Source organism: Rhizobium sp. R634 (genome assembly GCF_002211305.1).
In the GTDB taxonomy this organism is placed as follows: Bacteria; Pseudomonadota; Alphaproteobacteria; order Rhizobiales; family Rhizobiaceae; genus Rhizobium.
The window spans coordinates 753,989-778,770 of the sequence record NZ_LOKW01000001.1 but is presented as its reverse complement, the minus strand read 5'-3'; the positions used below and the strand labels follow the sequence as shown (position 1 = coordinate 778,770).

Here is a 24,782-nt window from a genome sequence, read left to right as displayed (position 1 = left end):
GGCGCAACATTGCACCCTCCGCAATTGGGCTGATCAGTTCGTCAGGGCGAAGGTTTCGAGCTTGCCGGCATTGTCGGCATTGATGAGAACGCAGTCCATCAGCTGCTTCTCTTCCTTCGGCGTCGTCTTGTTCTTGATGTAGGCGTCGGCCTGCTCCACCGCGAGCTGCGCCTGCGCATAGGCGGGCTGCAGCACGGTCGCCTTGATGCCGCCCGACTTGATGGAGTCGCGTACATCGTTGGAACCGTCGAAGCCGACGACGATCACGTCCTTGCGGCCGGCGGCCTGCAGGGCCGCGATCGCGCCCATCGCCATGGTGTCGTTGCCTGAAATGACGCCCTTGATATCCGGATTGGCCTGAAGGATGGTTTCCATCTTCGAATAGGCTTCCGTCTGGCTCCAGTTGGCCGACTGCTTGGCGACCGACTTCAATTCGGGATAATCGTCGATGACGTCGTGATAGCCCTGCGAGCGGATGCCGGCATTGGTATCGGACTCCTTGCCGACCAGCTCGACATAGTTGCCCTTCTCGCCCATCAGCTTGACGAATTCCTGCGCGCCCAGCTGCGCGCCCTGATAATTGTTCGAGACGATCTGGGCGACGGCGACGCCGGTCGCATTGATTTCGCGGTCGATCAGGAAGGAGGGGATGCCGGCATCCTTGGCCTTCTTGACGGCGGCGACGGAAGCGTCCGCGCCCGCATTGTCGAGAATGATCGCCTTGGCGCCACGCCCGATCGCCGTATCGATCATTTCCGACTGCTTGTTGGCGTCGTCGTCATGGGTCATGACGAGCGTCTCGTAGCCGAGCTCCTTCGCCTTGGCTTCGGCGCCGACGGCTTCGGCCTTGAAGAACGGGTTGTCATGCGCCGGGGTGATGATGGCGATGAGATCGGCCGCGAAAGCCGGCATGGCCGTTCCGAGCGCCAGCGCGCTGGCGAAGGCTGCGAGTGTCAGTCTGCGTGTCAGTTTCATTCTTTCCTCCCTGTTGTGAATGACGCTCCGTCTCCCCGGAGCGGTGCCCCGTCTCCGGAGCGGTAGCAGGGGGAGGATTTGCCTCCCCCGGGCCGGTTCAGGTGATGCGCCGGATGCTTTCGGCGATCTCCTGCGGTTCGAAAACTTTCTTCCAGTCGTCGCGCATCAGCGCCGGGATGCCGAACTCGATCGCCTTGTTGCAGGCATCCGAGAAGACGCCGTCGACCTCCTTGAAGATGACCGCGCCGAGCACGTTCATATGGCCGAGCAGGAAATCGCGGGCCGCTTCGGCCGGCACGCCGCGGGCCACGCATTCGTCCATCGCCTGGCGCATGATGACGAGCAGCGAGGCGCAGACGGTTTCGGAAAGGCCGGGTTCGAGCATGGCGAGCTGATCGACCGTCACCCGGTGCGAACGCATGACCGGCGCCCAGATGACCTTGGCGATTTCCTCGCCGAGCGCATAAGCGCTTTCGGGACCCTGCATCAGCGCCGAGACAATGTGCTGCTTGGCGAAGAGGCCGCCGAAATGATCCTTCTTGGCCTGCATATCCGTCTCGTCGTTGAAGATCGGCGGATGGCAGGGATGGGTGACGAAATAGGTGAGGTCGTCGCGCTTCGGCAGATGGCCGGCGAAGGGCGCGGCGGCATCGAGCGCCACCACCATGGTGCCGGGCGCAAGCTTGTCGACGATGCCGGCCGCGACCTTGCCGATCGCCGTATCCGGCACGGCGAGGATGACGACGTCGGCGCCGTCGAGCGCGGCATCGACAGGCACGCAATCGAGGCCAAGATCGTTCTTCAGTCGGGCCTTGCCGGCATCGCTCACCTCGACATGGCGCACTTCGAAGCGCGAGCCCTTGAGATTTTTGGCAAGCCGGTATCCCATTTTGCCGCCGGCGCCGAAGAGAGCAATCTTGGTCATGTTTTCCTCACCTTTTCAGTTCTGGATAGGATCATATACTGGTATGATGAGTCAATCACCATATCATTACTTAGGCGCTTAGGCCCCATGTTTTTCCGCATCGAGCCGGTCGATCGCCTGCACGTTGCCGGCCGATGGGCCTTGGGGGTCGAATTCGGAGGCGAGCCAGACGTCCACGATCGATTTCGCCAGTTCCGGCCCGATGACGCGCGCGCCCATGGTGATGATCTGGGCGTTGTTGGATTTCACCGCGCGTTCGGCCGAATAGGTGTCGTGGGTGAGGGCGGCGCGAATGCCCGGCACCTTGTTGGCGGAGATGCACACGCCGATGCCGGTGCCGCAGAACAGGATGCCGCGCTCATGCTCGCCGTCGACGATCGTCTGCGCCAGGCGCTGGGAGAGATCGGCATAGAAGCCGGATTGGCTGAGATCGTGCACTTCGAGATCCGCCTTGCCGGCGAGATGGGCGGCAATGACATCCAGGAGCGGTTTGCCGGCGCTGTCGGCGCCAATTGCGATCTTCATGGCAGTTTCCTTTCACTCGCCGTCTGGCGTGGAGATGAGCGGTCGATCGCCGCGCTGACGCGGGCGAGAATGTCGAGATAGCCTTCGACGGACCAGGCGGAGCGGCCGATGAACAGGCCGTCGATATCAGGTTGGCCGATCAGTTCCTCGCAATTGCCGGGATTGACGCTGCCGCCGTAGAGAACCGGCACCGGGCGGCCGAGAATGGATTTCGCCACCTCAGCGATCTTGCCGTGCCGCTCGGAGGCGTAATCGGCCGTCGCCGGAATGCCGTTGACGCCGATCGCCCAGACCGGTTCGTAGGCAAGCAGGATCGGAGCCTCGCCGGCTTCGGTGTCGACACCCCGGAGGGCGGCCTCGACCTGCCGCCGCAGCACGGCGTCGGCCCGGCCCTCGTTGCGCTCCTCCAAGGTCTCGCCGATGCAGACCAGCGGCGTCAGGCCGTGGCGGATCGCGGCGGCAACCTTGAGGCCGACGGTCTCGTCGGTCTCGCCGAAATGTTCGCGCCGTTCTGAATGGCCGAGCTCGACGAGATCGAGCCGGCAATCCTTCAGCATCAGGGGCGAAACTTCGCCGGTCCAGGCGCCGGCATCCTCCCAATGCATATTCTGGGCGCCGACCTTCACCGAGGTCTCGGAAAGCACGCGCTTGACCTCGCGCACCGAGGTGAAGGAGGGAATGACGAAGCGCTGTACGCGGGGATCGCGTTCAAGATCCGCATCGGCGAGGCGGCGCGCGAAGGCGAGCGCTTCCTCAAGCGTCTTGTTCATCTTGAAGCTGGTGCCGACCCAGACGACCATCTCAGTTCTTCCTCCCGTCGCGGATCTGCGCGAAATAGCCATCCGTGCCGACCTGCCCGCCTTTCAGCGCGATCTGCAGACCGTTGGTCGGCGCATAGTCGCCATGGGCGAGGCAGAGCGGCGAGCCCGGCGTCTGGGGCAGCGGCAGCAGTGTCGTCAGCGCATCGATCTTCAATTGCCGCAGCGCATGGCTCGACGTGTCGCCGCCGGCGACGACCGCCCGCGACAGCCCTTCCTGCTCGATGAGCCTGCGCAGGATCGTGCCGAGGGCGCTGCCGAGCCGATGCCGGGCGCCCGGAAGCCGGTCGATATCGGCGCCGCGGTCGGCGGATGGGCCGAGCGCCGTATAGAGGATGACGCTCCTGCCTTCCTTCAGCTTGCCGATGCCCGCCTGCACCGCCGCATCCACCGCAGCCTCGCCATTCGAGACCAGTGCGAGCGGATCGAGTGCGATGCTTTCGAAGCCGTTTTCGACGGCCGTGCGGATCTGGCGTTCGGTCGTCGGCGAGACGCTGCCGGAGACGACTGCAAGCCGCTCGACTGGGCCGATATCGGGAAATTCGGCGCTGCCCCCGCCAATCGCGCCGGCCTGCCGCCAGGCGTTGAGCAGAGCGTATTCGACCCCCGAGGAGCCGGCGACGAAGCTTCCCGAACGGGCAGCGACACGCAGCATCTGCCGGCCGGCTGCCGCCTGCGTCGCCTCGGAATCGACGTCGAGAAGCAGAATGCCGTCCGCATGCGACGCCAGATCGTCGATCCGCCGGTCGGCATCGGCCGCGGTGATCGCGACGAGATCGGCAAGCAACACGGGGAGGGAAGTCTGCTTCGACAGGTGCAGCGCAAGGTCCGCCTCATCCATCGGCGTGACGGGATGGCGGCTCATCACGGGGTGGCGGTCGATACGGAAGACGCGGCCCTGATAGGCGGCGAAGAGATTACCGAAAGCGGTATAGCGCTTCAATTGCGGCGCGCCGACGATGACGGGCACGATCGATTGCCCGAAACTCGTGCGGCCGATCTCGATCGCCTTGCCGATATTGCCGATGCCGGGGCTGGAATCGAAGGTCGAGCAGACCTTGTAATGGCAGATGGCGGCGCCAAGCGATTTCAGCCAGTCGAAAGCCGGCGCCAGGTGCTCCTCCATCCATGCCGGCGTCTCGCTGCGGCTCGTTCCGGCAATGCCGATCGCGCGGCAGTGGCTGAAACGGGCAAGGAGCTCCGGCTTGGGAAGGTCGAGGAAAAGCACGGTCTCGACACCGTTCGAGGCGAGCGCCTCCATGACATCGGTGGAGCCGGTGAAATCATCCCCGTAATAGCTGACGAGAAGTCCATCCATCGCCGTCACGCGCCCTTGCCGTCGCTGAATTTGGCGATCGAGGCGGCAAGCTCCGGATGGTCCTTGGCATAGACCTCCAGCGGAATGCTGGCGACCGCCGCCTGCCACGCCTGCTGCACGGCGCGCACCCCGGCCGCTGGGCCGCCGGGATGGCTGACGATGCCGCCGCCGCAGAGATAGAGAAGATCGACGGTGCGGCCGGTGCGCTGATAGGTTTCCGGCGCCTGCCCGCCCCACTGGCCGGAGCCCGCGACCGGAAGCGGGCAATCGGCTGCGTCGAAGAGCGGCGTGCTGACGGCCTCGAACGAGGAGACGAAGCTGTCGTCCGGCTCCCAATATTTGACCCGGATGCCGTTGATCTGGAACTGATCGACCCCGAGCAGCCGCCAGAACTGCTGATAGACCTTGAAATCCATGCCGGCGCCCGGATCGCGCGTCAGCACGTCCCAGCCGTTGCGATGCGCATGCAGCACCAGGCTGGAGCGCTTGCGCAGGAAGCTCATGCCGCCGAAGCCGATCGAATTGATGTTGACGACGGCGCAATTGCCGCCGGCCGCAGCGACGATATCGTGGTTGCGCATCATCTCGTCAGGATCGGCATGCGAGATGCCGAAGGCATACATGACCTTCTTGCCGGTCTTCTGCTCGTGGTCGAGAATGCGCGGCATGATCGCGGCGACGCGCTCCTTGAGCGGCGAATAGGCCGGGCTCATCAGCTTCTCGTCGTCCTTGATGAAGTCGACGCCCGACGCAATCAATTCGCCGACGAGTTCCGCCGTCTCGTGCGGCCTCAGCCCCAGCGCCGGCTTGACGATGGTGCCGATGATCGGGCGGCCCTCGACGCCGGTGAGGCGGCGGCTGCCCGCTATGCCGAATTGCGGCCCGGGATGGGCACTCTTGAAAGCCTCGGGCAGCTTCATGTCGACGATGCGGATGCCGGTCATGCCCTTGATCGAATAGACGCCGCCGATCGCGATGGTCATCAGCGCCGAGAGATCGGTGCCGATCGCCTCCAGCGGAAAGGCGATGTCGACATCGGCGCGGCGCAGCAACGTGCCGGGCGATGCCTCGGGCCAGGTCGGATGGCGCGCATCCTCGAGCGGGCGGATCGCCAGCACCCGGGCGGCGACGCGCGATTTCAGCTCCTCCGTTTCGCCGGGAACCGGCACGAAAGTTCCGGTCGACTGGTCGCTGGCGATCTTGTCCGCCATCGCCTCGACGCTGCCGGGCGTTTCGATGCGGTAGGTCAGGGTTATCATCATGAAACGGACGGCTGCTCCTCTCGCCATGGAGATTGTCATGGCGTCAACTCGTGATCTGGTATAATGAGTATTCCAACTGTTGAAAAGCGGAATCTTCGGCGGCGCAAATTTTCAGCCGCGAGCTTTGTTCTCGGCGCGGAAAACTGTTAGGAGGAAGCATTTTGAGCCAGCGAGATCTCATGACCCAGCCCATCGAACAAATCGTCCGCCGGAAACTCTCCGACGAAGTGTTTGATCGACTCGAGCGGATGATCACCTCAGGCGAGCTTCAGCCCGGCGACGAAATGCCCTCCGAGCGGGTGCTGATGGAACGCTTCGGCGTCGGCCGGCCGGCGATCCGCGAAGCCATGCAATCGCTCGCCAACAAGGGTCTCGTCAGCATCTCGCACGGCGAGCGCGCGAAGGTGCTGCGGCTCACGGCAAAATCGATCTTCCGCCAGGTCGATCTCACCGCCAAGATCATGCTGTCGCAATCGGCCGACTCGCTCGAACATCTGAAGAGCGCCCGCATCTTCTTCGAGCGCGGCATGGCCCGCGAGGCCGCGCAGCGCGCCTCGGCAACCGATATCGGCGATCTCAGGGACATCATCGAGCGCCAGCGCGCCTCGCTCGGGCGGGCCGAAGAATTCATCGATGCCGATATGGAATTCCACACCCGCATCGCCCAGATCTCCGGCAACCCGATCTATGTCGCCGTCAGCGAGGCGATGCTCGCCTGGCTGAAGGAATATCATACCGAAATGCTGATCTGGACCGGCAAGGAAAAGTTCACGCTGGCCGAACACGACGAAATCGTCGACCGCCTCGAAGCCAACGACGTCGACGGCTCGGAAACGGCGCTCCTCAAGCATCTCGAGCGCTCGCGCGCGCTTTACGCGAAGTAATCGCCCACGCGCTGAAGTCAGATAGTCTCGCCGGTCATCGCGTCGCGCGCTTCCTGCACCTGCGCCCGCCATTGCTTGACCAGGTCCCGCCTCTTGCCGGGATAGCGATCGGCCAGCAGCGCTGCCTCGAGGATGCGATCGGCGCGGAACATGCGGAAATCTTGCCGCAACTCGCACCAGCCGGCGATGATCCGCCTGGAATCGAAGAAGGCGACGGCAATCGGCCATATCACGCGGTCACTGTCGGCGTCTCGCGCATCTCTGTAGACGATCCTGAGCTTCATCTGCTGCTGCATGGCCTGACGGAGGACCCTGAGATCGATTGCCGGCGCGGGCAGCGAAGAGAAGCCTATGTGGAAATCATTGTCGATCAGCCGGGGACGCAGCTCCGGCGGCAGCACGGCCTCGATCTTGGAAAGCGCGTCCTGCGCCGCCGCACTCAGCTCCTCGTCCGTCTGGCGCGTGACCCATTGCACGCCGAGCGTGATCGCTTTCATTTCCGCTTCGGAGAACATCAGAGGCGGCAGCATGAAACCCGGCTTCAGCACATAACCGTAGCCGGGTTCGCCTTCGATATCGGCGCCGATGGATTGCAGAAGCGAGATATCCCGATAGATCGTCCGCAGGGAAACGCCGGTTTCCTGCGCGAGAAACGTCCCGGAAACCGCCTGGCGATGGCGGCGGAGAATCTGCAGGATATCGAACAATCTCTGGCTTTGGGACATGCCGCCATCCTAGCATGGATTCTGCGCCGCCTGCCGGGTGCCGGTCCAGCTCAATCCATACGGATCAAAACCTTTCCGTTGCTTTTGCGGCCGCCTTCCAGAGCCGTCACCACCTCGATCGCATCGCCGAGCTGTACGATCTCGGAGATCGGCAGCCGTAGCCTGCCGGCGCCGGCAGCCCGGGCAAGCCCGTCCAGAATGTCCGCCCGTGCAGAACAGATGATGGGTTTTAGCCTGCGCTCGAAGATCGCCCGCAAAAATTTGCCGGGCGTCGGATCGATGTCGAGAAACACACCGCCGGCGCCCAGCAGGCCGAGGCCGATCTTGACCTTCATGGTGCCCGCCGTGTCGTAAACGACGTCGAAGCGCCCGGCGAGCCTCGACAGATCGGTGGTCCGATAGTCGAAAAGCGGATGGACGCCGCGCTCACGGGCACGCGGGATGGAGGCATCGCTACAGCTTCCCGAAACCGTCGCCCCGCACATCTGCGCGAGTTGAACGGCCGCGTCTCCGACAGCGCCGGCACAGCCGTTGACGAACACATGTTTGCCCGCCGCGAGCTTCGCCTTGTCGATGAGCCCGTTCCATGCCGTCACTCCCGGCGTTGCCAGGCAGGCCGCGTCTTCAAAGGAGACGACCCCGGGCTTCCTGGCAAGAAATGCTTCCGGTGCGATCACAGCTTCGCCGAGTGCTCCGCCGTCCCTGATATGAGCCATGCCGAACACGGCATCGCCCGTTTTGAAGCGAGTTACGCCGGGTCCCACCGACATCACCGTTCCGGAAAAATCGCTGCCCATGGCACGCGGGAAATTCTTTCCCGTCACCATTTTCAGATGGCCGCTGCGAACCTTCCAGTCGATCGGATTGATCGCCGCAAAGACGACCTTCACGACGACCTCACCCTTGCCGGGGCTGCGAAGCTCGCACTTTTCGAGCTTCATCACTTCGGGGCCACCATATCGATGATATTGGATCCTCTTCATGGCAGGCTGCTTCCGCCTGGAATGGGCGCGACGATTCCGAGGCGCGAAGTTTGCGCCGCTGCGATGCTGGTGATCATTTGACAAAACTCCCGGGCGCAGCCGTTCAGTGCGGCCTGACCGCCGCCATGTATTCGGCGAACGGCGCGGAATCGTAGATCACGTCGGTCGAAGCGATCTTCCCGCCGGCGATCGTGAGCAGTTCCACGGTCAGCGCGTTCGCAACAGGATGGGTATCGGCTTCGTAGATGACAACAGCCTGATCATTTCCGCCATAGACCGCGAGAATGGTCAGCCTTTTTATCATGCGCGCGAACCCCTCGTGGAAACCGCGAAACGCCTGCACGCCGCTCAGTTTGCCGATCGGCGATGCGCAGGCGACGTCGTCAGCCGCAATTTCGAGAATGGCATCGATGTCCTTGCGGGCAATCGCTTCGACATAGGTGCAGGCAATCGCGGCGGCGCGTCCGTTCTGTTCAGCCATGGTCATATCCTTTCGTTGGTGATGTTTGGCTGAGACGGACCTAGCAGCGCCCGGTGACACGACATGTCAGTATTAAGCATTACATGGTAGTAATCACTTATTTTATACAATCTAAAGATGCAGTGACCACAAAGCAGCTGCGCCTCCTGGCGTCCCTCCTCCCGTTCCCTTGTTTTGTCAGCGGCCGCGCCGGAACAATGATCTGCCGTCGAGGTTGTGGAAGGGCCAACCACGCAAAGATCCCAAGGAGGACATCAGGATGCGTATGAAACTCGTAGCAGCTTCGCTTTTCGCTCTCGGCATGGCCACATCAGCCTTCGCCCAGTCCAACCCGGCGCCGGCCGGCGCCACGATCGACAAGAACCAGGCCGATCAGGGCGGCGGCGCCACCACAGACACCAAGGCCAAGAAGCCGATGGAAACGGATTCCACGATGACGAATTCCACCACCGGCGGCACGATGAAGATGGACAAGACCAAGTGCCCGAACCCGGTCAACAATTCCGACAATCTGCAGACCCAGGGCGGCACGAGCAACGCCACGCCGATGGACGAGGCCTGCGCAGCGCATAACAACTGATCGGCTTCCCCTAACCCAAGAACCCCGCTTCGGCGGGGTTCGGCCTGCTGTTCGGCCGCTGCCCCCGCCCAAGATATTTACCGAGCAGTCTCGCCGTTCATGCAGGCGTCTTGTTGAACACGAGGGTGCGTCTTGATCGCTCTTCTCCCCGGCGGGGGGCCGAAGGACGGGTTGAGACCCGCGGCTCAACCCAGGTAAAGGTGGCCCGAAGGTCGGATGAGGGGGCCATACGGCACGTCATTCATTGCATTTGATTTGCGCTCAGCGCACTCGCGCCCATCGCCGCTGGCCCCCTCATCCGCCTGCCGGCACCTTCTCCCCGATGGGTAGAAGGGGACATGCCGCAACGTCGCCGTCCCCCGTTACGCTTCCCCTTTTCCACATTCCCTCTCCCAAACATTCACAAAAATTCTAGTTGAGATTGCAGCCGGAAGATGATCCCATCTCGGTCCGCGTAGACTCAAAAGCGTCTCGCCCTCCCTCCGATATTCGAACCACGAGCGGCCCATGTCGATCTCAGATGCGATCTATCGTCCCTTCGAAACGCTGATCCGGCCGCTCGACATTCCCTATCGGCCGCTGCCGTCGAAGGGGCCGGTGAGGGTGCTGCTGCATTTCATCTCGATGTTTCGCGGCGTGCTGATTGCGCTGGCGCTTTGCTCCATGCTGTTCGAGGCGATCAACCTGGCGATCGTCTGGGGGCTTTCGGTCATCGTCGATGGCGTGACGCAGCAGGGTGCCGCCGTCTTCCTGCATGAGGAGTGGCGGCTGCTTGCCGTCCTCGGCTTGCTGATCTTTCCGGTGATGCCGATCGTTTCGTTCATGCTCAACACGCTGAACTCGCATACGCTTGGCATCGCCATGCCGGCCGCCATCCAGTGGCAGGGCCACAAGGCGGTGGAGCGGCAGGATCTCGCCTTCTTCCACGATCTCTATGCCGGGCAGGTTTCCTCGCGGCTGCAGCAGGTCTCCTCCGCCGTCCAGCAGCAGATCCTCGCCGGCTTCCAGTCCATCCCGCGCTTCCTGATGCAGCTGGTCGGCTCCGTCATCCTGCTCAGCGCGCTCGCCTGGCAGCTTGCCGTGCCCGTCGTCGTCTGGATCGCGCTCAACATCGCATTCACCGCGAGAATCGTGCCTGTTTTCGTCGAGCGTTCGCGCCGCACCGCCAAGCAGCGCAGCCTGGTCGCCGGCGCGATCACCGATCTCTATACCAACATGCAGATGATCAAGCAGTTTGCCGCCGAAGACAGCGAGGCGGGCGCGATCCGCCGCATCATCGGCAAGGCCGTGCAGACGCAGCACAGCGAGCAGCGCATCTACCGCTCGTCGGAAGTGACCGTCGTCATCTTCAACACGCTGCTGTGGCTGAGCATGCTGGCGATCGGCTTTTCCGGCCTCGTCAAAGGCTTCCTCACGGTCGGCGAGTTTGTCGGCGCGGTCTATATCCTCCACCGTCTGTCGTCGCAGATCTTCGTCTTCCTGCAGATGGGCCAGCAGATCTTCCAGGCGATCGGCACGATCAAGGATGCCATGCCGGTCATGACGACGCCGCCTGCCATCACCGACCGGCCGGATGCGGCCGAGCTTGCCGTGCCGCAGGGCGAGATCCGCTTCGAGAATGTCGGCTTCGCCTACAAGTCGGGCAAGCCGGTGATCGACGCCCTGTCGCTGACGGTGCGGCCCGGCGAGAAGGTTGGTCTCGTCGGCCTTTCCGGGGCCGGCAAGACCACCCTCGCAAACCTGCTGCTGCGCTTCTACGACATCAGGGACGGCGCGATCCTGATCGACGGGCAGGATATCCGCGCCGTCACCCAGGCGAGCCTGCGCCGCGCGATCGGCGTGATCGCCCAGGATGTCGCGCTGCTGCACCGTTCGGTCGGCGACAATATCCGCTACGGCCGGCCGGGGGCGACGCAGGAGGAAATCGAAAGGGTGACGAAGATGGCGAGCGCCGATGCCTTCATTGCCGATCTTACCGACAGCGAGGGCCGCAAGGGTTACGACGCCTTCGTCGGCGATCGCGGCATCAAGCTCTCGGGCGGCCAGCGCCAGCGCGTGGCGATTGCCCGCGTGCTCCTGAAGGATGCGCCGATCCTGGTGCTCGACGAGGCGACCTCGGCGCTGGACAGCGAATCCGAAGCCGCCATTCAGGAGCGGCTGAACCTCGTGATGGAGGGAAAGACGGTGATCGCCATCGCCCACCGCCTTTCGACGATCGCCAGGATGGACCGCATCGTCGTGCTCGATCACGGCCGCATCGTCGAAGAGGGCAGGCCGGAAGAACTGGTCGAGCGGGACGGGCTGTTTGCCCGGCTGTGGAAACGCCAGACCGGCGGCTTCATTCCCGAGGAAATCGATTGAGCCGGGCAGGGGATTTTCCCCTGCTTGACTCATCGGAACGGGATTGGTACCGATATGGGTAATCGATAACCCAAAGCGAACCCAGTGACAGCTTCCCTCAACGACATAGCCGCCCGCGCCGGCGTTTCCGTCAAGACCGTCTCGGGCGCCTTGCATGGCGGCTCGGCGCGCATGTCGGAGGAAACCCGGCAGCGGATCAAGGAGATTGCCGAGGAGCTCGGCTATGTCACTAACTTCGCCGCGCGCAGCATGCGGCAGGGCTGGATGCCGCTCGTGGGCCTCGTCGCCGACGATCTGATCACCTCGCCTTTCGCCACCGAGATCATCAGGGGGCTCGACGGCGCCGTGCGCGCCGCCGACATGGCCGTCTTCGCCATGACGCTCGGCGGCCACCGGAGCATCGCCTCGATCCTCGACGAGATGCGGCGCTTTCGCCCGCGAGCGATCGCCTATGCCGCCATGTATCACAAGAGCGTCGACCTGCCACCCGAATTTGCCGATGCGGTCGGCGTCATGATCAATTGCCGGGATGCCAATGACCGCGTCACCTCGCTGGTGCCCGATGAAACGGGGGCGGCGATCGAGATCACCAACTATCTCATCGATGCCGGCCGGCGCAAGATCGCCTTCATCAACCTGCCCGGGCTGCTCGCCGGCGAATTGCGCGAACTCGGTTTCCGGCAGGCGCTCGATCATGCCGGCCTCGACGGAGCCGGCGCTATCGTGCTGCCCGCCGTCAGCAAAGCGATCTACAGCGACCGGGCCCACAGCCTCGTCGCCGCGCATGTGCAGGAGCTGATGAGCGGCCCCCGGCGTCCCGATGCCATCCTGTGCGGCAATGACCGCGTGGCGATGGAGGTCTATGCCGCGCTGCGCCGGGCGGGCGCCGCCATTCCCGACGACGTCGCCGTTGCGAGCTTCGACAACCAGGTCGAGATCGCCTCGCGGCTCGACCCGCCGCTGACCACCATGGCGCTTCCCCATCGCGCCATGGGCCGCCAGGCCGCGCAAATCCTGCTTGCCGAAGACCGGATCCCGGTCGGGGTGCAGAAACTGCCGTTCCAGCTGGTGGAGCGGGCATCCGTATAAATTGAAATAGGCCCATTCAAATGGAGGAGGAATTCTAATGGGTAAACGTTTACTTTGGTCTCTGGTCCTGTCCTCGGCGCTATCGGCCATAGGGGCGCAAGCCGCCGAGAAAACCGTCATCCAGGTCATGCACCAGGGCGATCCCGGCTTCGTCGCCGCCTACGGCAAGGTCGCCGAACGCTTCGAGGCCGCCAATCCCGATGTCGATGTGCAGTTCATCTATGCGCCGCACGATGCCTATAACGAGAAGTTCAGCGCCGCCGTCATGGCCAAGCAGCTGCCCGACGTGATGGAGCTCGATGCGCCGTTCCTCGCCAATTACGTCTGGTCGGGCTATCTTCAGCCCATCAAGCCGCTGATCGACAAAGATGTCGTCGACGACATGACGGAGTCCAACATCGCCCAGGGCACATACCCGATCGACAAAGACCTCTACGCGATCGGCCTGACCGACTCCTCGGTCGTTCTTTACGGCAACAAGAAATATCTCGAAGCGATCGGCGCCCGCATCCCGAAATCCGTCGACGATGCCTGGACCCGCGAGGAGTTCGAAACCTACCTGGAGAAGCTTTCCAAAGTCGACGGCGTCAAGTGGCCGATCGACACTTTCCGCGGCTACGGCATCAAGACCGAATGGATCACCTATGCCTATGGCCCGATCCTGCAATCGGCCGGCTGCGATCTCATCGACCGCAAAGCCTGGAAATCCGAGGGCACGCTGGATAGCGACGCCTGCGTCGATGCGCTTGCGATGATGCAGAAATGGGTCAAGAACGGCTGGGTCGTGCCGCAATCTGCCGGGACCAACCAGTTCTTCGCCGAAGGCAATCCGGCAGCACTGGCGCTCGGCGGACACTGGGTCTATGCCGAGGCTGCCGCTACCATGAAGGACAATATCGTCGTGCTGCCGCTTCCGAAGTTCGGCGCCAAGGGCGCGAGCCCTGACGGCACCTGGATCTGGGCGGTCACCAAGACGTCGGCCCATCCCGAGATCGCAGGCAAGTTCATCAGCTTCCTGCTGAAGGACAAGGAATACAGGGCCTTCGTCGCAAGCCAGTCGGGCTATCCCGGCCTAAAGAGCTTCGCCGCCGAATCCCCGCTCTATGCTCCCGGCGGCCCGATGGCGATCGCTTTCGAACAGGCCTCGAAGACGGCCGTCGCCCGCCCGCCGCATCCAGCCTATCCCACGATCACTTCCGCCTTCATGCAGGCCGTCGACGAGGCCTTCAATGGCGGCGATCCGAAGGAGGCGCTGACAGCGGCTGCCGAGAAGATCGACCAGGATATCGAGGACAATGACGGCTACCCGCCGTTCGGCGAAGCGCAATAGGCGTGATCGCCCTGCGATGTCTCCCTCAGACATCACAGGGCGAGACCGGCATCCCGGCTGGAGAGGAGGAGCCAATGGCAATGCAACAATCGACATCTTCGACATCCGTCCGAAAGGCTCCGGCGCGCCGGCATGACAAGGGACGGCTGATGCAGGAAGCGGCCATGCTGGCACCCGCCGTCATCCTGTTGACCCTCTTCCTGATCCTGCCGTTCCTCCTGTCCTTCTGGACGGCGATGACCAACCAGCCTCTGGTGCCGCGGCCGACGCCCGTCCGCTTCGTCTGGTTCAACAATTTCATCCGCATCTTTCAGGACGATCTGTTCTGGACCGCCCTTTGGAACGTCTCGCGCTTCACCTTCTGGATCATCCCGGCGCAGTGCGGCCTCGCTTTCGCGACGGCGCTGCTGCTGCATCAGAAGCTGCCGTTTCGCAATCTGCTGCGCGGCATGTTCTTCCTGCCGGCGATCACCTCGATGGTTGTGGTCTGCGTCATCTGGGGCACGCTGTTCCAGTATCCCACCGGGCCGTTCAACCAGATCCTCGGCTTCCTCTCCGGCGGGGCGATCCAGCCGATCGATTGGCTCGGCGATCCGCAATGGGCGATGTTCTCGCTCGTCCTGCTCTCGGCCTGGCAGGCCTACGGCTTCCAGATGATCGTCTACCTCGCCGGCCTCCAGGGCATTCCCGACGAGCTCTACGACGCCGCCAAGATCGACGGCGCCAACGCCTTCCGCCGCTTCTGGCACGTGACCATGCCCGGCCTCAGGCCGACCCACGTCTTCGTGCTTGTCATCACCACCATCCAGGCCTTCAAGCTCTATACCCAGGTCGCCATCCTCACGCAGGGCGGACCGAAGAGCAGCACCGAAACTGTCGTGCACTACATGGTCCGCGCCGGCTTCGAAGAGCAGAAGATGGGCTATGCCTCCGCCGTTTCGGTCATCCTGTTCGTGATCGTTCTCGTCATCGCGCTGATCCAGCGCCAGCTCCTGAGGCGCTTCGATGTCTGATCTCGCTCTCTCGATCCCGCAGGCCAGCACGGCGCGACCCCGTTCCGCCACCAGGATTTTACGCACCGTCCAGACCGTCAGCATCTTCATCATCGCATTGGTGATCGTCTCTCCCTTGCTGCTCCTGGTCGTCGCCAGCCTCAAGGACGACCGGTTCCAGATTCTCGCCGACATGGGCAGCTTCCGGGCCTTCTGGGTGTCGAACCCGACACTGTCCAACTATGCCGAAGTCGGCCATCTCTCCGGCGAGCTCGCCTTCGGGCGCTACCTCATCAATTCGCTGATCATCCTGGCGACGACGGTCTGCTCCGGCCTGATCGTCAATTCGATGGCCGGCTTCGTTCTGGCCTGGGGATCGCTCAGAGGCCGCGCCGTCATCCTGTCGATCGTCATCGCGCTCTATGTGATCCCGCAGGAAAGCATCATCATGCCGCTGGTGATCATGGTGTCCAGGGCGGGCATGTCCGACACCTTCGCGGTGCAGATCGTGCCCTGGGTCGCAAGCCCGCTCTACATCTTCCTGTTCTACCAGTTCTTCGCGCAGCTGCCGAAGGAACTGCTGGAGGCCGCCGAGATCGACGGCGCTTCGTTTTTCCGGGCCTATCGCTCGATCTTCCTGCCGCTCAGCCTGCCGGCGCTCGCCACCGTCTCGATCCTCATGGGCATCGAGACCTGGAACCAGTATCTCTGGCCGATCCTCGTGACGCAGACCGATTATGCCCGGCCGATCGCGGTGGCCATCGCCACCTTCTTCGGACAGGACAGCATCTACTGGGATCGAGCGATGGCGGCCTCCGTTTTGATGATGATCCCGATCCTGGGGCTCTACCTCGCTTTCCAGCGCTGGTTCGTGAGCTCCTTTGTCGGCTCTGCCGTGAAAGGTTGAATTGATGACAAGCCAAGCGATTTCTCCCTCCGATGAAATGGGGCTGGAGACGATCAGCGCCGTCCTGCCCGCAGGCGCCACAGTCCACGCATGGATCAGGGCCTCGGATGGCGCCGCCCCGGCAAGGCTGACGGCCCATGTCGATGGAGACGCCGCCGGCGCTGTCGAAACCTCAAATCCCGACGAATTCGCGTTTCGGCCGTTGACGCTGGAACGCGGCGGAGAAACCGTCTTCTCCTACGATCCCAAGACGACCGAGGTCTCGGTCCTCTATGCCTTTCTTGAGTCCCGCGTCCTCGAAGAAGGCATCCGGCTGCTGCATGTCCGCCCTGCCAATGCCACGCCCGAAGTGCCGGGCAGCTATCATTTCCGCCCGCCATTCGGCTGGATGAACGATCCCAACGGGTTCGGGCGGTTCGGCGGCAGGCCGCACCTCTTCTACCAGCACTATCCCCATAGCCTCCGGTGGAACAACATGCATTGGGGTCATGCGGTCTCGAACGACTACCTTCGCTGGACGCATCTCCCGATCTTTCTTTTCCCGTCGGATGAACTCGCCGCCCGGGCCGACGGGCGGGGCGGGGCATTTTCCGGCTCGGCGATCGCTCTTCCCGCCGATCAAGCCGGCCTTCGCATCTTCTTCACCGAGCATATGAAGAACCGGGAACCGGAGGAGCAGGTTCAGTTCACGGCCACCAGCCGCGATCTCGTCCATGTCGAGCCGGCGGAGCTGATCCTGCCGGCGCGTCCCGCCGGGCTCGGCCTGACGACCGACTTCCGCGACCCTTACGTCTTCAACGGGCCTGACGGCAAATGGAAGATGCTGCTCGGCACGCGCGACCGCGAGGGCGGCGTCATCCTGCTCTACGAAACCGCGGATCCGGCCGCAGCGTCCGGATGGACCTTCCTCGGCACGCTCCACCGCGAAAACCGCTTCGGGATGACGGCAGCGGAGTGCCCCTGCATGCTGCCGCTCGACGGTCCCGCCAACGACCCGGCGACACGCTGGGCCTTGATCTTCGGTCTGCTGACCAGCCGCGATCCGGCGACCGGCCGGCGCAACATGACGCTTGCGACCGTCGGCCGTTTCGATGGCCGCAGCTTCTCGGTAGAATTCGAACAGGAACTGGATTTCGGCACCGACGCCTACGCCTTCCAGGCCTTCGTCGACGAGACCGGCCCGATCGGCATTGCCTGGCTTGCGAACTGGACGGATATATCGAAAGAGATCGACATGCCGACCGCGATGACACTGCCGCGACGGCTGGGATTGCGAGACGGTGCGCTGATCACGCCGCCTGTCGCCGCTGTCGAAAGCCTGCGGCAGCGCCGGCTGGATGCCGGAGGCCTTCTCGACGGCCGGAGCGTCGATTTCGCCAACGGCTCCGTCGAGATCCTGCTCACCCTCGGCCAGGCCGGCAGCGCCTTCCGCCTCGATCTCCAACATCCCGAGGCGACGGTCGCGGTTCAATTGAACGACGACGGGCTGAGCATTCCCTTCTCGGTGGCGAATACCAAGCCATCGCCCCGCCACATCGCCGCCGGCGCGCACCCCTCGACCATCCGGATCTTCCTCGATGCGGGCTCGATCGAGGTCTTCGCCGACGATGGCCGCTGGACGGGAACCAAGCGCCTGCCCGGCTTCCAGAGGGTCAGTGCCGCGCGTCTCGCCGCGCCCGAGGGCAATGTGATCGCCGCCGAAATCTGGCAGCTCGGTCTTTGATCTGGAGGATGAAACGAACATGGCAGCGGTTACGATCGACAACGCCCGCAAGCGTTATGGCGCCGTTCCGGTGATCCACGGCGTCTCCGTCGATATCGAAGACGGCGAATTCGTCACCCTCGTCGGCCCCTCCGGCTGCGGCAAGTCCACGCTGCTCAGAATGCTCGCGGGAGCGGCGGCGATCGTCTGAACGAGAAGATATACCGGGCAATTCCTGGTTTGGCGGCGGTGCTCGCTGCCGGCTCGCGGGACTGCTGTTTCCGAGACGATAAGCTTGGGCTGCCCGCGCGGTGCAGTTTTTGCATTCGAACAAGCTTTTTTTGCCTCTCGCGCGCTTTCTCGGCGGGCCATTAGACTGGCCGTGTTTGAGGGCCGGACGGATGGGCGTGAGATTTGCCGATGTTCCCGCATGGGCAGGGATCCCACTGTCTTTGGCGGCTTATTTTCTCTTCAGTTCCAGCGACATGCTCGTAAAGGCCTTGACGCGGGAGGTCCCGGTTTTCCAGGTTGTCCTGCTTCAGGTGGCCTTCGCGTTCATACCGTTCATGCTTGTGGTATTCAGGCGCGGCGGCTTCAGCACCCGTATCAGAAATCGCTCGCTGGTCGCCATTCGTGGCCTGCTCGCGGGCGTCAATACGCTTTGCGGCTTCTACGCCTTCTCGGCGCTTCCCCTGGCGGAGGTCTACGCGATCGTTTTCTGCACGCCGATCGTCGTGACGCTCGCTTCCATTCCCGTTCTCGGGGAAACCGTCGGAATGCACAGGATCGCCGTCATCGTCGCCGGCTTCCTCGGGATTCTCGTGATGATCGATCCGGTCGCCACTCATTTCAGCCTGGCGCACTTGTCGGCCTTCGGCAGCGTCTTGGCGAGCGCGGCCGTCGTCCTGATCATGCGGAAAATCGGCAAAGAAGAAGACCGGGTCAGCATGGTCGCAGCCGTGCTGGCCGGAATCCTGCTCGTCGGTTTGCCGGGCGCGCTCATCCAATGGCAGCCTCTGAGCGGCAAGGCCCTGCTCATTGCCGCCGGCTCCGGCTTTTTCATGGGCGTTGCACAATTCGTCTCGCTCGAAGCCCTCCGCCGGGCGCCTGCGTCGGTAATCGCGCCCCTGCAATATACGATGCTCGTCTGGGCGCTTGCCTACGGCGTCGCGATATTCGACGACCCTGTGAAAGCCAATGTGCTGGCCGGAGCGCTGATCGTCATCGCCGCCAATCTTTATAACTTCCATCGGGAGCGCCTGCGCGCCCGGCGGAGCATCGAGGCGTGAGATCGATGAGGCGACCGTCAGGCGCCGAGATTATCGACGAGATACTGGCGAAGTCGCGCGATGGCAGGCTCGTTCCACCGGCTCTTGGAGGCATAGAAATAATAGGAGTCCAGGTAGGTTTCCGTTGCAACCGCTTCCACCAGCCGGCCCTGACCGATTTCGGGCGCGACCAGGATTTCGTTGGCAAGCGCCACGCCCTGGCCGATCGCCGCGGCCTCGATGACGATATGCGCATAGCCCAGCTTCTGGCCGCCGAGCGTCGAAGGAGCCTTGACGCCATTGGCGTGCAGCCATCTCACCCAAGCGTCGGTGGTCTGCTCGTGAAGCAGGGGAACCGAGAGCAGGTCGCGCGGCTCCGCCACCGGATGGCGTTCCAGGAAGTCGCGGCTGGCGACGGCGATATGCCTTGGCCGATAGAGTTCGACGGAGTTGCTGTAGGCGATGTACTCCCGCCCGTAGTGAACGGCGACATCGGCTTCGAAGCGCCGGAAATCCGGAAGATGATCGGTTGCCCGCAACAGCACGACATCGACCCGGGCGGCGCGGTTGATCTCTTCGATCCGCGGCATTAGCCACGATTTGTTGAGGCCCGGCCCGCACCACACCTTCAGCTGCTGGCGGCCCGACGGGCGAAGCATGAATGTCGCGTCGTCTATATGGTCGAATGCCACGGCGATACGCTCGTGGTACTCCTTTCCCGCATCGGTCAAACGCGTCTCGGCAAAGTTGCTGTCGAGCAGCTTGACCCCGAGCCAATTCTCGAGCTTGCGGACATGGCGCCCCACCACGGTGTGGTGGATCGACAGATCTTCCGCGGCCGAGCGGAGACTGCCGAGCCGGGCGACGGCATCGAAGGCCCGCAAGGCGGTGAGCGGTGGCAGATTACGAGGCATCGAACCCACGGTTTCGTAAGGAGGCGGTGACGAAAACTATCATGTGCATTTTTCGCAGTGTGGTGCATTTCGTGCATTCCGGTTAGCGTTTTTTGCACCTCCCCGGGGCTCACGTTCGGCGCGATGGTCTTTCGCATGGAAACAGCTGCAGCGTTTTCGTTTTCCACCAAGACATCGAACCAGAGGATCAACTCCCGTGAGAATCGGTTTTTACACGAACTATTCCAAGGAAACCGCCGAGTTCGCCCATGAGGTCGGCTTCACCAGTCTGCAGCTCTCCGCCTGGCCGGGTTCGGCCCTCGACGCCAACACGACGACCGACGCCGAGCTCGCGGAAATCCGCAGGGATCTCGACAGCAAGAACATCCAGATCTCGGCTCTGGGATATTATCCCAACTACCTGCATCCCGACGAACATGAACGCGAGGCGGCGCAAGCTTACCTGCCCAAGGTCATGAACCTCGCCTCTCGCCTCGGCGTCGAGGTGGTGGCGACCTTTGCCGGCCAGGACCCGCGGCTCAATGTCGAGGAGAACATCCCCGCTTTTAAGGAGCTTTTCTCCCGGTATTGCGATCTCGCCGAAAAATCGAACGTGAAGATCGCCCTCGAAAATTGCCCGATGATCAACGTCGTGACGATGAAGGGCAACAACATCGCCTACAGCCCGGAAATCTGGGACGTGATCTTCGACGTCGTTCCCTCCGACCGCCTCGGCCTCGAATTCGATCCGTCGCATCTCGTCTGGCAGGGCATCGATTACTGCCAGGCGATCAAGGATTATGCCAGCAAGGTATTCCATGTTCACGCCAAGGACATGGAGATCGATGGGAAGATCCTTGCCCGGAGCGGGATTCTCGGGCGCTCCTTCGCGCCGAAAAAGGGCCTCGACCGCCGCTGGTGGCGCGCGCGCGCGCCGGGCTGGGGCGAGGTCGACTGGCCGAAGTTCATCAGCGCCGTCATCGTCTCGGGCTACCAGGGCAATCTCGACATCGAGCATGAGGATGACGTCTTCGCGAGCATGCAGACGATCCACTCGATCAGGTCGGAGGCCGACGTGGTCAGCAATTACAGCCAGGAGCGCGCCGGCCTGCGGCTCGGCTACAACACGCTTTCCAAGTTGATCGTGACGTGAGGCGGGGAGGGTCAGATGAGCAATTCAGCCGATATTTCCACCCTTGAAATCGTCGAGCCGACTGAAAAAATCGTGCTCTTCAACGGCAAGGATCTTTCCGGATGGTTCTCGGATATTCCGGCGCGTGACGAAGACCCGTCGTCGCCCGATATCGTCGAAGTCACCGATGGCGTCATCGTCACTCCCGGCAAGGCGGTGGGACATCTGGTTTCGGAAAAAGCGTTTCGGAACTACCGCCTCGAAGTGGACTACCGATTGTCCGGGGAGGGCGGTGGCGGCAGCATTCTCGTCCATGTCTCGAAGCTTCGCATGCTTCGGACGAAATCGAAGAATATTTTCCCGCAATCGCTCGACGTGAAAATCCGGCATCATGATGCAGGCGATATCTACTGCATCATCGACAACATCCTCTGTGACAATCCCGAACGGCGGCCGCTGGAAAACGGCCAAAAGCCCGGCGGCGGCGATCAGGATGGCCGCCACATCGTCAAGATCGTCGACGCCGAAGCTCCGCTCGGCGAATGGAACAGGATGGCGTTCGAGTGCAAGGGACGCGCCCTGCGCATCTGGCTGAACGGCGTCCTCGTCAACGACGGCTACGATTGCACGACCGATCACGGCAAGGTCGCGCTGCAGGTGACGGAGCAGCGCGTCGAGTTTCGCCGGGTGGAAGTTTTTCCGCTGTAATCGCCGGCATCGGCGCGCCGGCCAGCCCCGCGCGCCGATGCACCACAAACCGAAGTCGGCAGGTCTTACCATGTATCAACTTCAATTTCGGGATGTGCTTTCTGCCTGGAACCTGTTCCTGGATGGGCTGCTGCTCACCTTGGGCCTGTCCGGCATTGCGCTTGGCGGCGGGCTGCTGCTCGGCATCGCCGTTGCCGTAACGCGCGTCTATGGGCCCGGATGGGCGGCAAGGACAGTCACCGTCTATATCGAGGTCATCAGGAACACGCCGCTTCTGGTTCAGCTCTTCACCGTCTATTTCGGACTGCCGAGCCTCGGCATCCGCATCCCCGGGCTCTATGCGGCGATGATCTGCTTCGTCATCTATCTCGGGGCATATCTCGCCGAGATCATCCGTGCCGGCATCGAGGCCGTTCCGCAATCCCAGAAGGAAGCGGGCGCATGCCTTGGCCTGTCGGGCTACCAGGTGTTCCGGTACGTCGTCCTCGTGCCCGCCATCAAGGACATGTTCCCGGCGCTCGCCAGCCAGTTCATCTTCTTCATGCTGTCGACCTCGGTGGTGTCGCAAATCGCGGTCTCCGACCTGTTCCACATGGGCTCGATCGTCCAGGCGATGACCTATCGCGACTTCGAGATCTACCTGCTCATCGGCGCGCTCTATCTGGCACTCGCCCTTCTCTTCAGGGTCGGTTTCGCCACCATCTACCTGCTGTACTTTGGAGGGGACGAATGATCCGCGACATCCAACTGCTCGATCTGCTGACGATCGTCGAAGCCGCCGGAACGACCCTTCTCCTTTCCCTGGTGGCATTCGCCGGATCATCCCTGCTGGGGCTCCCGATCGCCGCACTCCGCCTTTCCCGCATCCCGCCGGTCCGGTGGCTCGCGATCGTCTATGTGCAAATCGTGCAAGGCACGCCTCTCCTGGTCTGGCTGTTCCTTCTGTTCTTCGGGCTCGCCACGCTGGGCTTCAACATCCCCGCCTGGCTCGCCGTCTCGATCGGCTTTTCGATCTACGGCGGCGCGTTTCTCGGGGAGACCTGGTACGGCGCCCTGCGATCGGTCTCCGTCACGCAATGGGAAGCGGCATCCTCGCTCGGGCTCGGCATGTTTCACCAGTTCACGCGGGTGATCCTGCCCCAGTCCATTCGGATCGCGATCCCGCCGACGATCGGCTTTGCCGTCCAACTGCTCAAGAACACGTCGCTCGCATCGACCATCGGCGTCTACGAACTGACCCAGAGCGGTCAATTCCTCTCCGCTGCGACCTACAAGCCACTGCTCGCCTATTCGATCGTCGCAGCGATCTACTTCGTCATTTGCTACCCGCTCACCACGTGGAGCCGCGGTCTGGAAAGGAAGCTTGATGTCAATCGTTGAACTGAAAAACGTCGAGAAGCGGTTCGGGCCGCTGACGGTGCTGCACGACGTCTCCCTTGATATCCAGCCCGGCGAAATCGTGTCCGTCCTCGGGCGGTCCGGCTCGGGCAAGAGCACGATGTTGCGCTGTATCAACGGCCTGGAAGCGATCCAGAACGGCTCGGTCGTCGTCGACGGGATCACAGTGAACGACCCGAAGACGGATCTCAGGAAGCTGCGCCAGCAGGTCGGCATGGTTTTCCAGAGCTACAATCTGTTTCCGCACCTGACGGTGGGGCAAAACATCACCCTGGCGCCGAAGCTCGTGCAGGGCCTTCCCAAAGATGAGCTGCGCGCCCTCGCCGAGGAGACTCTGCGGCGGGTCGGCCTCGAAGACAAACTCGATCATTTGCCGCGCCAGCTTTCCGGCGGGCAGCAGCAGCGCGTGGCGATCGCGAGATCGCTGGCGATGAAGCCCAAGGTAATGCTGTTCGACGAGGTCACTTCCGCGCTCGATCCCGAACTGACCGGCGAGGTCCTGAAAGTCCTCGAGGACGTGGCGGCGGCAGGCATGACGATGATCCTCGTCACCCACGAAATAGGCTTTGCCAAACGTTTCGGCACCAGGGTCGTGTTCATGCACAAAGGCAAGGTGTGGGAGGACGGCCCGGCGAAAGCCGTTCTTTCCGGTCCGAAGACAGCGGAGCTGAGCTCCTTCCTCAGCGCCGTCCTCCATTAATCACCAAGAAAAGGGGAACCTCATGAAAAAGAAACTGATCAAAGCCCTCGCCATCGTCATCGGCGTTGCGGGTGCCGCGACGAACGCCTGGGCCGACAGGCTTCAGGACATTCTGTCGAACGGCATCATCCGCGTCGCCGTGTCGCTGGACAGCCCTCCCTTCGGATCTGTCGGCGCCGACGGCAAGCCGGTCGGCTTCGATATCGAAATGGCGGAAATGGTCGCCAAGGCCTTGAACGTCAAGCTCGAAACGGTCGGGGTGCCATCGGCCAATCGCGTCGCCGTTCTCGTCACCGACAAAGCGGACCTCGTCATCTCCAACCTTGGCATCACGCCGGAGCGCGCCAAGCAGGTTCTCTATTCCGCGCCCTATGTGAACACGGTGCTCGGCGTGTTCGGACCCAAGAGCCTGCCTGTTTCCACGCTCGACGATCTGAACGCCTACACGGTTTCCGCGACGCGGGGAGCCGCTGCGACGCAAGCGATCCTGTCGAGAAATCCAAGCGCCCAGGTGAAGCAATTCGAATCCGACTCCACCTCCGCAACGGCCTTCCTCTCCGGCCAGACCGATCTGCTGACGTCGAGCACGACGACCGTCGCGGCGCTGAAGAAGCAGAACCCGGACAAGGAAATGGAGCTGCTGATCGCGCTCCGGTCCTCGCCGGCACACATGGCGGTGCGGATGGGAGAGCTGAATTTTCTCGCCTGGGTGAACAGCTTCATCTATTACAGCCAGTTGAACGGCGATCTCGATCGCCTCAGCCAGACCTATCTCGGCCTGCCGCTGCAGCCTCTTCAGCTGGCTCTGCCGACGCGGTAGGCAAAC

General features: G+C 62.8%; 25 protein-coding genes and 1 pseudogene. 16 read left to right on the top strand and 10 right to left on the bottom strand.

Features of this window, described 5'->3' with window-relative positions; translation table 11 throughout:
* Positions 1 to 33 precede the first annotated feature (33 nt).
* From ATY77_RS03480 to oiaX, 6 genes are all read right to left on the bottom strand, one after another.
* Positions 34 to 975, bottom strand: a complete 942-nt coding sequence (locus ATY77_RS03480; RefSeq protein ID WP_004678737.1) for a D-ribose ABC transporter substrate-binding protein — start codon at positions 973 to 975, stop codon at positions 34 to 36.
* Positions 976 to 1,072: 97 nt separating this feature from the next.
* Positions 1,073 to 1,900 carry a phosphogluconate dehydrogenase C-terminal domain-containing protein gene (locus tag ATY77_RS03475; protein WP_088686082.1) on the bottom strand — a complete coding sequence of 276 codons (828 nt, stop codon included), beginning with the start codon at positions 1,898 to 1,900 and terminating at the stop codon, positions 1,073 to 1,075.
* 78 nt (positions 1,901 to 1,978) lie between these two features.
* On the bottom strand, positions 1,979 to 2,425 hold the full coding sequence (locus ATY77_RS03470; protein WP_088675955.1) for an RpiB/LacA/LacB family sugar-phosphate isomerase: 447 nt from the start codon (positions 2,423 to 2,425) through the stop codon (positions 1,979 to 1,981).
* Positions 2,422 to 3,225: a triose-phosphate isomerase gene (locus ATY77_RS03465; RefSeq protein WP_088686081.1), complete on the bottom strand. Its 804-nt coding sequence runs from the start codon at positions 3,223 to 3,225 to the stop codon at positions 2,422 to 2,424. The genes ATY77_RS03470 and ATY77_RS03465 overlap by 4 nt, the downstream gene beginning before the upstream one ends.
* Position 3,226: 1 nt before the next feature.
* On the bottom strand, positions 3,227 to 4,561 hold the full coding sequence (locus tag ATY77_RS03460; RefSeq protein ID WP_088686254.1) for a four-carbon acid sugar kinase family protein: 1,335 nt from the start codon (positions 4,559 to 4,561) through the stop codon (positions 3,227 to 3,229).
* Between the two features lie 5 nt (positions 4,562 to 4,566).
* Complete coding sequence (gene oiaX, locus ATY77_RS03455; RefSeq protein ID WP_245314277.1) at positions 4,567 to 5,862, bottom strand: 3-oxo-isoapionate-4-phosphate decarboxylase OiaX; 1,296 nt, start codon at positions 5,860 to 5,862, stop codon at positions 4,567 to 4,569.
* Between the two features lie 140 nt (positions 5,863 to 6,002).
* On the opposite strand from oiaX, the gene ATY77_RS03450 reads away from it, so the two are divergent.
* Complete coding sequence (locus ATY77_RS03450; protein WP_088686079.1) at positions 6,003 to 6,707, top strand: transcriptional regulator NanR; 705 nt, start codon at positions 6,003 to 6,005, stop codon at positions 6,705 to 6,707.
* A gap of 17 nt (positions 6,708 to 6,724) precedes the next feature.
* Here ATY77_RS03450 and ATY77_RS03445 read toward each other — a convergent pair whose 3' ends face one another.
* The 3 genes from ATY77_RS03445 to ATY77_RS03435 form a co-directional block, all read right to left on the bottom strand.
* On the bottom strand, positions 6,725 to 7,432 hold the full coding sequence (locus ATY77_RS03445; RefSeq protein WP_088686078.1) for a YafY family protein: 708 nt from the start codon (positions 7,430 to 7,432) through the stop codon (positions 6,725 to 6,727).
* 50 nt (positions 7,433 to 7,482) lie between these two features.
* Positions 7,483 to 8,415 carry an NAD(P)-dependent alcohol dehydrogenase gene (locus ATY77_RS03440; protein ID WP_088686077.1) on the bottom strand — a complete coding sequence of 311 codons (933 nt, stop codon included), beginning with the start codon at positions 8,413 to 8,415 and terminating at the stop codon, positions 7,483 to 7,485.
* Positions 8,416 to 8,518: 103 nt separating this feature from the next.
* On the bottom strand, positions 8,519 to 8,896 hold the full coding sequence (locus ATY77_RS03435; protein WP_245314276.1) for a nuclear transport factor 2 family protein: 378 nt from the start codon (positions 8,894 to 8,896) through the stop codon (positions 8,519 to 8,521).
* Positions 8,897 to 9,155: 259 nt separating this feature from the next.
* Between ATY77_RS03435 and ATY77_RS03430 the strand changes: the two genes are divergently transcribed.
* From ATY77_RS03430 to ATY77_RS03390, 9 genes and pseudogenes are all read left to right on the top strand, one after another.
* On the top strand, positions 9,156 to 9,476 hold the full coding sequence (locus tag ATY77_RS03430) for a hypothetical protein (RefSeq protein WP_088675951.1): 321 nt from the start codon (positions 9,156 to 9,158) through the stop codon (positions 9,474 to 9,476).
* A 507-nt stretch (positions 9,477 to 9,983) separates the two neighbouring features.
* Entirely contained in the window at positions 9,984 to 11,837 is a 1,854-nt protein-coding gene (locus tag ATY77_RS03425) for an ABC transporter ATP-binding protein (RefSeq protein WP_088686075.1), read from the top strand.
* Positions 11,838 to 11,921: 84 nt separating this feature from the next.
* Positions 11,922 to 12,926, top strand: a complete 1,005-nt coding sequence (locus ATY77_RS03420) for a LacI family DNA-binding transcriptional regulator (protein ID WP_088686074.1) — start codon at positions 11,922 to 11,924, stop codon at positions 12,924 to 12,926.
* Between the two features lie 37 nt (positions 12,927 to 12,963).
* Entirely contained in the window at positions 12,964 to 14,256 is a 1,293-nt protein-coding gene (locus tag ATY77_RS03415; RefSeq protein ID WP_088686073.1) for a sugar ABC transporter substrate-binding protein, read from the top strand.
* Positions 14,257 to 14,330: 74 nt separating this feature from the next.
* Complete coding sequence (locus ATY77_RS03410; RefSeq protein WP_088686072.1) at positions 14,331 to 15,269, top strand: sugar ABC transporter permease; 939 nt, start codon at positions 14,331 to 14,333, stop codon at positions 15,267 to 15,269.
* Complete coding sequence (locus ATY77_RS03405; RefSeq protein WP_088686071.1) at positions 15,262 to 16,155, top strand: carbohydrate ABC transporter permease; 894 nt, start codon at positions 15,262 to 15,264, stop codon at positions 16,153 to 16,155. Before ATY77_RS03410 ends, ATY77_RS03405 begins: the two co-directional genes overlap by 8 nt.
* A 4-nt stretch (positions 16,156 to 16,159) precedes the next feature.
* Positions 16,160 to 17,878: a GH32 C-terminal domain-containing protein gene (locus tag ATY77_RS03400; RefSeq protein ID WP_088686253.1), complete on the top strand. Its 1,719-nt coding sequence runs from the start codon at positions 16,160 to 16,162 to the stop codon at positions 17,876 to 17,878.
* Positions 17,879 to 17,897: 19 nt separating this feature from the next.
* Positions 17,898 to 18,050: pseudogene (locus ATY77_RS03395) on the top strand (ATP-binding cassette domain-containing protein); the annotation flags it as partial.
* A gap of 208 nt (positions 18,051 to 18,258) precedes the next feature.
* Entirely contained in the window at positions 18,259 to 19,146 is an 888-nt protein-coding gene (locus ATY77_RS03390) for a DMT family transporter (protein ID WP_088675945.1), read from the top strand.
* Between the two features lie 17 nt (positions 19,147 to 19,163).
* Here ATY77_RS03390 and ATY77_RS03385 read toward each other — a convergent pair whose 3' ends face one another.
* Positions 19,164 to 20,039 carry a LysR substrate-binding domain-containing protein gene (locus ATY77_RS03385; protein ID WP_040962172.1) on the bottom strand — a complete coding sequence of 292 codons (876 nt, stop codon included), beginning with the start codon at positions 20,037 to 20,039 and terminating at the stop codon, positions 19,164 to 19,166.
* Positions 20,040 to 20,235: 196 nt separating this feature from the next.
* Between ATY77_RS03385 and ATY77_RS03380 the strand changes: the two genes are divergently transcribed.
* The 6 genes from ATY77_RS03380 (at position 20,236) to ATY77_RS03355 (ending at position 24,776) form a co-directional block, all read left to right on the top strand.
* A complete protein-coding gene (locus ATY77_RS03380; RefSeq protein ID WP_190237571.1) occupies positions 20,236 to 21,171 on the top strand; it encodes a sugar phosphate isomerase/epimerase in 936 nt (311 codons plus the stop codon).
* A gap of 15 nt (positions 21,172 to 21,186) precedes the next feature.
* Positions 21,187 to 21,858 carry a DUF1080 domain-containing protein gene (locus ATY77_RS03375; RefSeq protein ID WP_088686069.1) on the top strand — a complete coding sequence of 224 codons (672 nt, stop codon included), beginning with the start codon at positions 21,187 to 21,189 and terminating at the stop codon, positions 21,856 to 21,858.
* 70 nt (positions 21,859 to 21,928) lie between these two features.
* Entirely contained in the window at positions 21,929 to 22,591 is a 663-nt protein-coding gene (locus ATY77_RS03370; RefSeq protein ID WP_088686068.1) for an amino acid ABC transporter permease, read from the top strand.
* Positions 22,588 to 23,238 (top strand): amino acid ABC transporter permease, encoded by a 651-nt coding sequence (locus tag ATY77_RS03365; protein ID WP_088686067.1) that lies wholly within the window; start codon positions 22,588 to 22,590, stop codon positions 23,236 to 23,238. Before ATY77_RS03370 ends, ATY77_RS03365 begins: the two co-directional genes overlap by 4 nt.
* Positions 23,225 to 23,956 carry an amino acid ABC transporter ATP-binding protein gene (locus ATY77_RS03360; protein WP_190237570.1) on the top strand — a complete coding sequence of 244 codons (732 nt, stop codon included), beginning with the start codon at positions 23,225 to 23,227 and terminating at the stop codon, positions 23,954 to 23,956. Before ATY77_RS03365 ends, ATY77_RS03360 begins: the two co-directional genes overlap by 14 nt.
* Before the next feature lie 22 nt (positions 23,957 to 23,978).
* Positions 23,979 to 24,776: a transporter substrate-binding domain-containing protein gene (locus ATY77_RS03355; protein WP_088686065.1), complete on the top strand. Its 798-nt coding sequence runs from the start codon at positions 23,979 to 23,981 to the stop codon at positions 24,774 to 24,776.
* Positions 24,777 to 24,782: the final 6 nt, after the last annotated feature.